The organism is Sphingomonas faeni, from assembly GCF_040407505.1.
In the GTDB taxonomy this organism is placed as follows: domain Bacteria; phylum Pseudomonadota; class Alphaproteobacteria; order Sphingomonadales; family Sphingomonadaceae; genus Sphingomonas; species Sphingomonas faeni_E.
The window spans coordinates 327,122-339,638 of record NZ_JAPZPQ010000002.1 but is presented as its reverse complement, the minus strand read 5'-3'; the positions used below and the strand labels follow the sequence as shown (position 1 = coordinate 339,638).

At 64.7% G+C, this 12,517-nt stretch carries 9 protein-coding genes; 7 read left to right on the top strand and 2 right to left on the bottom strand.

All coding sequences use genetic code 11. The features are described 5' to 3' along the window. Positions 1-4 precede the first annotated feature (4 nt). The 6 genes from ligA to O6X71_RS08110 all read left to right on the top strand — a co-directional run bounded on the left by ligA (position 5) and on the right by O6X71_RS08110 (position 10,524). The gene (gene ligA, locus O6X71_RS08135; protein ID WP_353465390.1) at positions 5-2,185 is read left to right on the top strand and encodes an NAD-dependent DNA ligase LigA; all 2,181 of its coding nucleotides are present in this window, start codon (positions 5-7) and stop codon (positions 2,183-2,185) included. A 209-nt stretch (positions 2,186-2,394) separates the two neighbouring features. Then, entirely contained in the window at positions 2,395-4,953 is a 2,559-nt protein-coding gene (locus O6X71_RS08130; protein WP_353465389.1) for a TonB-dependent receptor, read from the top strand. 137 nt (positions 4,954-5,090) lie between these two features. Next, positions 5,091-6,236 carry a sensor histidine kinase gene (locus O6X71_RS08125; RefSeq protein ID WP_082441718.1) on the top strand — a complete coding sequence of 382 codons (1,146 nt, stop codon included), beginning with the start codon at positions 5,091-5,093 and terminating at the stop codon, positions 6,234-6,236. After that, positions 6,233-7,030 carry a LytR/AlgR family response regulator transcription factor gene (locus O6X71_RS08120; RefSeq protein WP_031393111.1) on the top strand — a complete coding sequence of 266 codons (798 nt, stop codon included), beginning with the start codon at positions 6,233-6,235 and terminating at the stop codon, positions 7,028-7,030. Before O6X71_RS08125 ends, O6X71_RS08120 begins: the two co-directional genes overlap by 4 nt. Positions 7,031-7,316: 286 nt before the next feature. Continuing rightward, a complete protein-coding gene (locus O6X71_RS08115) occupies positions 7,317-8,330 on the top strand; it encodes a cell wall hydrolase (RefSeq protein WP_353465388.1) in 1,014 nt (337 codons plus the stop codon). Positions 8,331-8,655: 325 nt separating this feature from the next. Continuing rightward, positions 8,656-10,524, top strand: a complete 1,869-nt coding sequence (locus O6X71_RS08110) for an ABC-F family ATP-binding cassette domain-containing protein (RefSeq protein ID WP_093398706.1) — start codon at positions 8,656-8,658, stop codon at positions 10,522-10,524. A 131-nt stretch (positions 10,525-10,655) separates the two neighbouring features. Here the strand turns inward: O6X71_RS08110 and O6X71_RS08105 are convergent, their stop codons facing one another. Together O6X71_RS08105 and O6X71_RS08100 are read right to left on the bottom strand one after the other, a co-directional pair. Continuing rightward, the gene (locus O6X71_RS08105) at positions 10,656-10,976 is read right to left on the bottom strand and encodes a DUF3297 family protein (protein WP_056066699.1); all 321 of its coding nucleotides are present in this window, start codon (positions 10,974-10,976) and stop codon (positions 10,656-10,658) included. Positions 10,977-11,084: 108 nt separating this feature from the next. Further along, positions 11,085-11,489: a hypothetical protein gene (locus tag O6X71_RS08100; RefSeq protein ID WP_353465387.1), complete on the bottom strand. Its 405-nt coding sequence runs from the start codon at positions 11,487-11,489 to the stop codon at positions 11,085-11,087. Between the two features lie 223 nt (positions 11,490-11,712). On the opposite strand from O6X71_RS08100, the gene O6X71_RS08095 reads away from it, so the two are divergent. Further along, complete coding sequence (locus O6X71_RS08095) at positions 11,713-12,372, top strand: L,D-transpeptidase family protein (protein WP_353465386.1); 660 nt, start codon at positions 11,713-11,715, stop codon at positions 12,370-12,372. Positions 12,373-12,517: the final 145 nt, after the last annotated feature.

The following is a 12,517-nucleotide window of genomic DNA, read 5'->3' as shown; positions in this document are numbered from 1 at the left end:
CGCGATGACCGACCTTCCCGCGATCGAGACCGAAGCCGCCGCCGAGCTGGAGACGCTCGCCGCGCAGATCGCGTATCATAACGCGCGCTATCACACCGACGACGCGCCCGAGATCAGCGACGCAGACTATGACGCGCTGGTGCGGCGCAATGCGGCGATCGAAGCGGCATTTCCGGCGGCGGTGCGGAACGATTCGCCGAGCCACACCGTCGGTGCTGCACCCGCGGGGCACCTCGCGAAGGTCGCGCATGCCAAGGCGATGATGAGCCTCGACAACGCGTTCGCGGACGAGGAGGTCGAGGAGTTCGTCGCGCGCGTGCGCCGGTTCCTGAAGCTGGCGGACGACGCGCCGGTCGCGCTGACCGCGGAGCCAAAGATCGACGGGCTGTCGTGTTCGCTGCGGTATGAGGACGGGCGGCTGGTCCAGGCCCTCACGCGCGGCGACGGGCAGGTCGGCGAGGACGTCACGGCCAACGTCCGCACCATTGCCGATATCCCTCAAACCTTGTTCCCCCGCGAAGGCGGGGGCCCAGACTGGGCCCCCGCCTTCGCGGGGGAACATAGTGAAGCAGGCATCCCCGCAATCTTCGAGGTTCGCGGCGAGGTCTATATGGCGAAGGACGACTTCGCCGCCTTGAACGCGCGCCTGCTCGCCGAGGCCGAGGAGACCGGCAAAGACGCGCGGCAGTTCGCCAATCCGCGCAATGCCGCCGCGGGATCGCTGCGGCAGAAGGACGCGAGCGTAACCGCAAGCAGGACGCTACGGTTCCTCGCGCATGGCTGGGGCGAGGCGAGCGTCGTGCCGGGCGAAACGCAGGCCGAGGTCGTCGACACGTTGCGCGGCTGGGGTTTTCCGATCGCCGACGGGTTCGCGCGGGTCGAAGGAACGGCCGCGGCGCTCGACGTGTACCGCAAGATCGAAGCCGAGCGCGCCGACCTCCCGTTCGACATCGACGGCGTGGTCTACAAGGTCGACCGGCTCGACTGGCAGGCGCGACTCGGCCAAGTCGCCAAGGCGCCACGCTGGGCGATCGCGCACAAATTCCCCGCCGAGCGTGCGCAGACACTGCTGGAACGGATCGACATCCAGGTTGGCCGCACCGGCGCGATGACCCCGGTCGCGCGGCTGTCGCCCGTCACGGTGGGCGGCGTCGTCGTGACCAACGCGACGCTGCACAATGCCGACGAGATCGAGCGACTCGGCGTGCGCCCCGGCGACCGCGTGCTGGTGCAGCGCGCCGGCGACGTGATCCCGCAGATCGTCGAGAACCTGACCCCCGACGCCGAGCGCGAAACCTATGTCTTCCCGCATGTCTGCCCCGAATGCGGGTCCGCGGCCGAACGCGAGGAAGGCGAGGTCGTCTATCGCTGCACCGGCGGGCTGATCTGCCCGGCGCAGCGAGTCGAGCGGCTGATCCACTTCGCCTCGCGTCACGCGTTCGACATCGGCGGGCTCGGCCAGACGCTGATCGAGGCGTTCTTCCGCGATGGGCTGATCGAATCGCCCGCCGACATCTTCCGCCTGACCGAGGAACAACTCGCGGCGCGGAAGAAAGACGGGCGGGTCTGGGCGGCAAAGGTCATCGCGGCGATCGGGACCAAACGGACGATCCCGCTCGACCGGTTCCTGTTCTCGCTCGGCATCCGCCACGTCGGAGAGATTACCGCGCGCGACCTTGCGCGACGCTATGTGTCCGCACGCGCGCTCGGCACGGTGCTCCGCCACGCGGTCTTCCTGCGCAGCCAGATCGAGCCCGTCATCGGCGAACCCGAGCGGAAATTCATCCTCCGCCGCGACAAGCTGCTGGTCGGCGCGATCGAGACCGCGGGGATCGGCCCCGAGGTCGCGAGCGCCCTCGTCGGCTTCTGCGCCGAGCCGCACAATCGCCGCGTCGTGTTCGACCTATTGCGCGAAGTGAAGCCCGCGGATGTCGTCCACGAAACCCGCGAGTCACCCGTGACGGGCCAGATCCTCGTCTTCACCGGCAGCCTCGAAACGCTGAGCCGCGACGAAGCCAAGGCGCAGGCCGAAGCACTCGGCGCCCGCGTCGCCGCGTCGGTGTCGAGCAAGACCGGCCTCGTCATCGCTGGCCCCGGCGCGGGATCGAAGCTCAAGAAAGCCACCGACCTCGGCATCCGCGTGATCACCGAAGCCGAATGGGCCGAGATCGTCGCCGCCAGTTGAGGCGCGGACCACACTCCCCACATTGGTTCCGGCTGCCCCGAAAGGGTTCGATTGCGTGGCTTTTTTGCAACGCACCATGACCGAGTGTGTCTGTGACACTTCCCGACTCGCCAATGTCACAGAACCGAAATATCCCGCGTGCAGGGGCACGGATGTCCGGTGGGAAAGCCGACATCCAGAGCTACGGGCTCTAAGGGGACATTATTCAGATGCGTACCATGCTTGCTTGCGGCGTTGCATTCGCCGCGCTCATGATTCCGGCTGCGGCCTTCGCTCAGTCGACCGCCACGATCGAAGCAGAAAACCCGGAAATCGTCGTCAGCGGCCAGCGCGGCACGCCAAGCGTCAACGGTATCCAGACGCCCGACACGCCTAAAGCCAAGGCCGTCCTGACGCAGGAACTCATCGAGCGTCGCACGCCCGGCCAGACCATCCTCGATACGATCAACCTCGTCCCCGGCGTGAGCTTCACCAACAGCGACCCTTACGGCGGTTCGGGTGGCCAGTTGCGTATTCGCGGTTTCAGTGGTGATCGCGTTTCGCTGACGTTCGACGGTATCCCGCTGAACGATTCGGGCAACTATTCGATCTACTCGAACCAGCAGCTCGATCCGGAATTGATCCAGGAGGTCAACGTCAACTTCGGCGCGACCGACGTCGACTCGCCGACCGCCAGTGCTTCGGGCGGCACGGTCAACTATCGTTCGCTTACGCCGACCGACAAGATCAGCGCGGCTGGCGCATTCTCGCACGGCACGAACGACATGAACCGTGCGTTCGTGCTGCTGAACACCGGTACCTTCACGTCTTTCGGCACCAAGGCATGGCTGTCGGCCAGCACGCAGACCTATGACCAGTTCCGTGGTTACGGGAAGATCAACAAGCAGCAGTTCAACGGTAAGATCTATCAGCCGATAGGCAGCGGCCGCGACTTCATCTCGGTCGCGGCGCATTACAACCAGAACCGCAACAGCTCGTACAGCAACCCGACGATCGCGAACATCCGCACCCGGCTCGCCGCTGGCGGAACGACGATCCCAGCCGCCACCGCGATCACGGCTGCAAACCCGTACACGCTCGACCTTAGCAATTCGCAGTACGATTATGTGTTCGACGACACGTCGCCCACGTATCTGTACGACCGCAGCTGCAACCTGGCATCGGCTGCCGGCGTTCGCGGCACGGTGCAGAACGATCGTAACTCGTGCAACAATGTCGCCGGCACCGCGATCAACCCGTCGAACACCGGCAACGTCCGTGTCAATTCGCGCTTCGGCATCACCGACAAGCTGACCTTCACGTTCGACGGTGCGTACAGCTTCACGCGCGCGAACGGCGGCGGATCGACGCTGATGGCCGAGAGCAACGCCGGGGCAACGACCGCCAACGGCACCTATGCGCAGCAGTACCAGCGCGTCGGCGCCGGCATCGCAACGGGTGCGGATCTGAATGGCGATGGCGACCAGCTCGATTTCGTCCGCGTCTACTGGCCATCGAACACGCGTACGCAGCGTTTCACCGCGATCGCCAATCTGCGCTACGAGTTCGACTCGCATCACGCGGTCCGCCTCGCCTACACCTGGGATCGCGCCCGTCACCGCCAGACCGGCGAAGCTAGCTTGCTCGACCCGTTTGGCCGCCCCTATGAAGTGTTCAGCGCTCTGGACGGCGAAGGTCCCTATGCGGTCAATGACGCCGCCGGGAACGTCCTGAACAAGCGCAACCGTCTGTCCTACGCGATCCTTCACCAGGTGTCGGGTGAGTATCGCGGCACGTTCTTCGAGGACAAGCTGGACCTGACGCTCGGTGTCCGCGCACCGTTCTTCCGTCGCAACCTGTCGAACTATTGCTACACCATCCCCGGCAACTCGAGCGACGCGTACTGCACGTCGCAGACCGCCGCTCAGGTTGCCGCAACCCCGGCAACCGCCGGGTTCGGCCTGCCGTACAAGAACCGCATCAAGGCCTATAATGCGGTGCTTCCGAACGTCGGCTTTACCTACAACATCTTCGACCATCTCGGCATGTTCGGCAGCTATGCGAAGGGCGTTTCGGTTCCCAAGACCGACAACCTCTACTCGTTCGACGACGTGAAGATCGCGCCGGTCGCCGAAGTGAAGCCGGAAAAGACCGACTCGTTCGATCTTGGTCTTCGCTACAGCTCGCGGATCATCCAGGCACAGGTCGCCGCCTGGTACATCTCGTACAAGAACCGCATCATCAGCTCGACCGTGCAGCTCGAGGGTGGCGGCACGCAGAGCCTCGATCGCAACGTCGGCAAGGTCGAGAGCAAGGGCATCGACGCCAGCCTCGGCATCCAGCCGATAAAGCACATCTCGCTGTACGGGTTCGTCTCGTACCTCGACTCGGAACTGAAGAACGACGCAACCGATCCGATCACGGGTGCGATCATCGTTGCGACGAAGGGCAAGTTCGTCGTCGAGACGCCTGAGTGGCAATATGGCGGTCGTGCCCAGGTTTCGTTCGAGCCTGTCTCGGTCGGCGTGCAGGTCAAGCGGACCGGCAGCCGCTGGGTCACCGACGTCAACGACCTGAAGTCGGCGGGTTACACGATCGTCGATCTCGACGCGCGCTTCGACATGAAGCGGTTCGGCCTCGACAACACGTTCTTCCAGCTGAACGTGTCGAACCTGCTGAACGAGCGCTATTTCGGCAACCTGAGCACGAACACCATCGCATCGAACAACCCGCGCTTCACCTTCGGTGCACCGCGTACGTTCATCGGATCGGTGCACTTCGGCTTCTAAAATATAATTAAACTAGTCGATCGAATTGGCCGCCGCTTCCTTCGGGATGCGGCGGTCTTTTCGTTTTGCGGCCTAGCGCTCTGCCAGACCGTTCGGCTTTTGCGTGTGCCTTGCGCGGCGTGTAAGACGGTGGGCCAATGGCTAATTCTTCCGTCCCGCCCCCCGGCTCGTCCGCCTTGAACTCGACTCGGCGCCTGCCCTTCACCGCGCGGCCGTTCTTCGAGAACAAGGCGCGGGCGTTCTGGATCCTGCAGGCGGTCGGGTGGAGCGGGTATCTGCTGCTGCGCGGCGTGGTGTCGATCTCGAACGGGCTGTCGCTCGACGGGGTGATCCCGGTGATCGTCGAGGCGATCGTGGGGTATTGCATCACGCTGCTGCTCTCGACGATGTACGGCCAGTATCGGCGGATGAACCGGCTTGTCGGCATTTTCCTGACGATCGCGACGCTCGCCGCCGCGACGTTCCTGTACGCGGTGCTCGACGCGTTCACCTTCTCGTTCATCGCGACCGCAACGCCGGGGGTGACCCTCACGCGGCTGCTCGGGTCGGTTTATGTCACGTTCACGGTGCTGTTCGGGTGGTCGGCGCTGTATTTCGGGATCAACTTCTACCTGATCGTCGAGCAGCAGATCGACCAGATGGAGCATCTCGAGAACCAGGCGTCGTCGGCGCAGTTGGCGATGCTGCGCTATCAGCTCAATCCGCATTTCCTGTTCAACACGCTGAACTCGATCTCGACTCTAGTGCTGCTCAAGCAGACCGAGCGGGCGAATGCGATGCTCAGCCGGCTGTCGTCGTTCCTGCGCTATACGCTGGCGAACGAGCCAACCGCGCACGTCACCGTCGCGCAGGAGGTCGACCAGCTGAAGCTGTATCTCGAGATCGAGAAGATGCGCTTCGAAGATCGGATGCGACCGAAGTTCGACATCGATCCGCGCGCCGAACGGGCCCGACTGCCGTCGCTGCTGCTGCAACCGCTCGTCGAAAACGCGATCAAATATGCCGTCACGCCGCAGGAGGAAGGCGCCGAAATCTGCGTCGAAGTGCGGCTCGCCGGGGAACGCGTGCAGATCGCCGTATCCGATACCGGTCCGGGCTTGATCGAGGGCCGGATCGGTTCAAGCCAATCCACAGGCGTGGGGCTCGCTAATATTAGAGACAGGTTGGCTCAGGCATATGGGCCCGACCACCGTTTCGAAACCCGCTCCACGCCCGCTGGCGGCTTCTCGGTCGAGATCGAGATTCCGTATCAGCTTGAAGACGTGAACAGAGAGGCCGCATGACCATCCGTACCATTCTCGTCGACGACGAGCCGCTGGCGATCCAGGGGCTGGAACTCCGACTCCAGGCCCATGAAGACGTCGAGATCATCGAAAAATGCTCGAACGGCCGCGAGGCTATCCGCGCGATCAAGACGCACAAGCCCGACCTGGTCTTTCTCGATATCCAGATGCCGGGGTTCGACGGGTTCTCCGTCGTGCAGGGGCTGATGGAGGTCGAGCCACCTTTGTTCGTGTTCGTCACCGCCTATTCGGACCATGCGTTGCGCGCGTTCGAGGCTCAAGCGGTCGATTACCTGATGAAGCCGGTCGAGGAATCGCGGCTGGCGGATACGATCGAGCGGGTTCGGCAGCGTCTGTCCGAAAAGCGCGGCGTCGAGGAAGTCGATCGGTTGCGCGAAGTGCTCGCCGATGTCGCGCCGGATGCGGCGGCGGACATGCCGGATGGGGATGCCGTGTCGGCGAACCGGTTCGAGAAGCTCATCAACATCAAGGATCGCGGGCAGATTTTTCGCGTCGATGTAGACACGATCGAGCGGATCGATGCGGCGGGCGATTACATGTGCATCTATACCGGCGATAATACGCTGATTTTGCGCGAGACTATGAAGGATCTGGAGAAGCGGCTCGATCCGCGCAGGTTCCAGCGGGTGCATCGGTCGACGATCGTGAACCTGGATCTGGTGAAGCAGGTTAAGCCGCATACCAATGGCGAGTGTTTCCTGGTGTTGAATTCTGGTGCGAGCGTGAAGGTTTCGCGGTCTTATCGTGATGTGGTGGCGCGGTTCGTTCACTGAGTTCGAGCCCGTCGTCCTAGCCGCGTCCCCGTCATCCTGACGAACGTCAGGATCCAGAGTCATTGAGGGCAACGCTTGTTACCCTGGATCCTGACTTTCGTCAGGATGACGGACGCGGGGGGTTTGGTCGGGGCGAACTTTCGGGAGCGCGCTCTTCCCCATCTGTCCTTGCCGATCGAGGTCCCGACTTTCGTCGGATAACGGGGGTGCGCTTCGTTAGCGAGCGCTTCCCCCGCTTCCCGTGGCCATTAACCAGTCCCTAAACCCCGCGGCCTAGAGCGGGGGGATGAAGACGTCGGGTTACGGCCTTTATCCGCATGCGCTGATCAGCCTGCCCGCTCTGGTGATGGCGACGTCGTGCGTGCCGGCGGATCGGCCGGCGGCGATCGCCCGGGTCCAGCCGGAGCGGAACTCGCGAGCCTTGCTGAGCCGGATGGCGTTGCATGTGCCCGACGACATCTCGGCGAAGATCGCGACGGCAGCGCCGGATGCGCCGTTTGCCGCTGCTACGCCGTTCGTGGCTCCGCCGTTTTTGACCTCGAACTTCGTCGATGACGCTAGCCGTGCCGCCGACTGCCTGACTGCGGCGGTGTATTACGAGGCGCGGTCGCAGTCCGAGGATGGGCAGCGGGCGGTGGCGCAGGTAGTGTTGAACCGGGTGCGCGACCGGGCTTTTCCGAACAGCGTTTGCGGGGTCGTGTACCAGGGGGCCGAGCGGCGGACCGGATGCCAGTTCAGCTTTACCTGCGACGGTTCGATGAACCGCGCGCGGGAGCCGGGGGCTTGGGATCGCGCGCGGGCGGTGGCGAGCGCGGCGCTTGGCGGGAGCGTGTATGCGCCGGTCGGGGCGGCGACGTCGTTTCATACTACCAGTATCCTGCCTTGGTGGGCGTCTAGTCTTGCGCGGATCACGACGGTCGGGGCGCACGTGTTCTATCGCTGGCAGGGGGCGCTGGAGCGGGCGCTGACGTTTCGGCAGGCTTATGCCGGGGTCGAGCCTGGGGTTCGGGGTGTTGGTTTTTCCGGTGGTGTTGTGACGGCGGTTGCGGCGCAGGTTTCTGGGGTTTCGGTGCATTATGGCAATCGGGACGATGTTGCGGAATCGGGTGCGGAGCCGGCCGATGCGCTGCATGGGGTGACGGTGCACCGGGGGGTGTTGCGTTCTGGCTCGGCGATGGCGGGCGCGGCGGTTGTGCCGACGCGGTTGGTTTCGGGGGTGCGGGTTCACGTTGGTGGGCGGGCGGCTGCGATGATCGGCAGTGGTACCGCGGACGACGCGGTGGTGTCGGACGAAACCTAACCACTCCAAGGACACCACCCCGGCGGAGGCCGGGGCCCAATTGGGAAACGTTGCTAACGGCGGATGGCGTTCCCTTACGACCACCTTTCCACTTGGGCCCCGGCCTTCGCCGGGGTGGGAGTAATGCGGGATAGTTTTGGGGGCGAGACTGCCCCTTCTTGTTCCCCCGCGGAGGCGGGGGGCCAGGGTATCGCGCGGTGGCGTTTGTGATCCTGGGCCCCGCCTTCGCGGGGGAACTAGCCCCGCTCGATCGGAGGCTTCGGCCCCCGGAAGGCCTAAACCCCTCCCCTCGCAAAACCATGCTGCATCTGCTAACGGGACGCGCATGCTGAACCTGAACAATATCACGGTGCGCCTGGGCGGACGCGTTATCCTCGATGGCGCCACGGCCGCGTTGCCGCCGGGCTCGCGCGTCGGGCTGATCGGGCGCAACGGCGCCGGCAAGTCGACGATGGTGCGCGTGATCGCAGGGCAGTTGGAGCCCGACGACGGCTCGGCGGACATGCCCAAGGGCGCACGGATCGGCTACCTCGCGCAGGAAGCGCCGCACGGCGTGAAGACCCCGTTCGAAACCGTGCTCGAAGCCGATCTGGAGCGCGCCGCGCTGATGATCGAGAGCGAGACGAGCGAGGATCCCGACCGGCTCGGCGACGTGTACGAGCGGCTGATCGCGATCGACGCCTATACCGCGCCCGCCCGCGCGGCGCAGATCCTGCTCGGTCTCGGGTTCGACGAGGACATGCAGGCGCGCACGCTCGACAGCTTCTCGGGTGGCTGGAAGATGCGCGTTGCGCTTGCCGCGCTGCTGTTCTCGCAGCCGGACCTGCTGCTGCTCGACGAGCCTTCGAACCATCTCGATCTCGAAGCGGTGATGTGGCTGGAGGACTTCCTCAAGGGCTACAAGGCGACGATCGTGGTGGTCAGCCACGAGCGCGATTTCCTCAACAACGTGGTCGATCACATCCTGCATCTGCAGGGCGGCAAGATCACGCTGTATCCGGGCGGCTACGACGCGTTCGAGCGCCAGCGCGCCGAGCGTCTTGCGCAGATCGAGGCGGCACGCGCCAACCAGGCGGTGCAGCGCGAGAAGCTGCAGGAATATATCGCCAAGAATTCCGCGCGCGCGTCGACCGCGAAGCAGGCGCAGTCGCGGCAGAAGATGCTGTCGAAGATGCAGCCGATCGCCGAGAGCTATAACGATCCGACGCTGTCGTTCGGCTTCCCCAACCCGACCGAGCTGCGGCCGCCACTGATCACGCTCGACATGGCGACGGTGGGCTATGCCGACGTGCCGATCCTGAAGCGGCTCAACATGCGGCTCGATCCCGACGACCGTGTCGCGCTGCTAGGGCGCAACGGCAACGGCAAGACTACGCTCGCGCGGCTGCTGGCGGCGCAGCTGACGCCGATGGACGGCGAGATGTCGTCGTCGGGCAAGATGAAGGTCGGGTATTTCACCCAGTATCAGGTCGAGGAACTCGATCCGACCGATTCGCCGATCGAGCATATGTCGCATCTGATGAAGGGCGCGACCCCGGCCGCCGTCCGCGCGCAGTTGGGGCGGTTCGGATTCTCGGGCGACAAGGCGACGACGCGGGTCGGCAAGCTGTCGGGTGGCGAGCGGGCGCGTCTGGCGCTGGCGCTGATCACGCGCGATGCGCCGCATCTGCTGATCCTCGATGAGCCTACCAACCATCTGGACGTCGATGCGCGTGAGGCGCTCGTGCAGGCGCTCAACGCGTATACTGGCGCCGTGGTGCTGGTCAGCCATGATCGGCATATGCTGGAGCTTACCGCGGATCGGCTGGTGCTGGTCGACGACGGGACGGCGAAGGAATTCGACGGCAGCCTCGACGATTACATCGCGTTCGTCCTGAAAGGCGATGGCGGCAAGGGCGATGCGGCGTCGAAGGCCGACAAGAAGGCCGGGAAGAAGGCTGCGGCCGAGGCGAAGAGCAACGACGCGGCGTTGCGGAAGGCGCTGCGCGAGATCGAGGAGCAGACCGCGAAGTTCACCAAGGAGCGCAATGCTCTGGACCGCGCGATGGTCGATCCGGCGACTGCGGAGCCGCGGTTCTCGCGGATGTCGATGGGGGATCTGAGCAAGCGTCGCGCCGAGGTGCATGCGAAGCTCGAGGCTAGCGAGGCGAAGTGGCTTGAGGCTAGCGAGGCTTTGGAGGGAGTCGAAGCTTAAGCTTCTCCTTACGCCCCTCCCTGGAAGGGAGGGGTTGGGGGTGGGTCGGGTTCCGCGTGTTCAGGCGGTTGCGGCTCAAGCTGGCCTACCCGCCCCCGACCCCTCCCTTTCAGGGAGGGGGGAAGATCGGGTCAGCCCTCGTCGGTATCCGCGCCTGCTGCAGGCCGCTCGAACCAGGCCTCGACCGGGCCGACCAGCTTCAGCGTCAGCGCGTTGCCGTTGCGGTCGACCTTCTTGCCGAGCGCGACTCGGATCCAGCCTTCCGAGATGCAATATTCCTCGACGTCGTGGCGGACTTTGTCCTTAAAGCGGATGCCGATGCCGCGTTCGAGCAGGTCCTGCTGGAAGAACGGGCTGCGCTGGTTGATCGACAGGCGATCGGGGGGCGTGTCGCCGGTTGCGGCCGGGGTGGCGGCGGCTTCGGTCTCGGGGGTGTTTGGCGTGTCGGTCATGGTCGCGCGTCTAGCGGCAAGCACCGGGCACGCGCCAGAAAAAAGGCACCGGACGCAAAAGAGGCGCCGGGATTGCTCCCGACGCCTCCATGCAACCATTCGATCGGATCAGCTGCAGACCTGCACCGAGACCCGGTCGCCATAATAGGGGTCGACGCGCCACTCGTTCCAGCACCGCGGGCGGTAATCCTCGCGGTAGTAGGTGCGGACCGGCGGGCTGTAATACGCCACCGGTGGCTGCGCGTAATAGCCGCCATTGTAATACCCGCGGTCGTAGTACCGATTGCGGTTGTTGCTGCTGGCGATCGCCGCGCCGACACCCAGGCCGAGGATGCCGCCGAGCACTGCTGCGCCGGCCGCATTGCCGCCGCCACGATGGCCGTGCCAGCCGCCGCCGTAGCCGCGCCCATAGCCGCCGCGCCCCCAACGCTGCGCGTCGGCCGGTGCTGCTGCCGTCAGAGCCGTTGCGGCAAGTGCCACGCTAAGGCCCGCTTTCTTGAAAAATCCGTTCATCTCTTCCGAACTCCGTTACTAGTTACGCCCGGTCCGCTTGGGACAAACGCATAAGTGTCCGACCGTGTTTCAGGATTTAGGCGATTCGGCCTGAACTGGTTCGGAACGGCTTGTTAACCCACGGTATAGCTGGCGGAGGTGGTCCCGTGCGGGGACACGGGCGGCGCGGCACTGCTGGGCAATGTTTACGAATATCGGATAGGGTGCGGCGATGCGCAGGATGATGACGACGCGAGCGATCGCCTTTGCCGTGCTCGGCGGGAGTGCGGTGCTGATCGGTGGACTGGCCTTGTCCGGGTCGCCGGTGAAGGTACGGGCGGTCGAGGCGCCTGCTCGGGTGGCCAAGGCTCCGGTGGCGCCGCTGGTTGCGAAGGCGGCGCCGAAGCCGGTTGCGGTCGCTGCGGAGGAACCGGCCGATGCGTATGTCGTGAAGCGGGTGCTGAACGTGCCGGAGCCTTTGCGGCATGGGGCGTATTACTGGGATACCGCGGGCGTGCCGGAGGGGCCGATCGTCATCACGGTCGACCTGGTGGCGCAGACCTTGTCGATCTTTCGCAGCGGGTACGAGATCGGGACGGCGGCGGTGATCTATGGCGCGGATGAGAAGCCGACTCCGCTGGGGGTGTTCAAGATCACGCAGAAGGACGCGCATCATGTGTCGAACCTGTACGGCGCACCGATGCCGTATATGATGCGGCTGACCAATGATGGGGTTTCGATCCATGGTAGCGCGTTGATGGATGGGAAGTACGCGACGCATGGGTGTGTCGGGGTGCCGACTGCGTTTGCGAAGCTGATTTTCGAGCAGGTTAAGCTTGGGGATCGGGTGATCGTTACGAGTGGGGAGATGTTGTCTCGGGGTGGGCGGATTACTGCTGCTTGAGGGTGGGGGCGGCAGTGAGCGGTAGCGCTCCGTGCCCTCACCTTTCGCCGCCTTTGGCGTCTCTTCCTCTCCCGACGGGAGAGGAATTTGGGAACGCCTCTGAGTCTCAGCAGCAGGCACCTCCCCGGCGTAGGCCGGGGTCCAG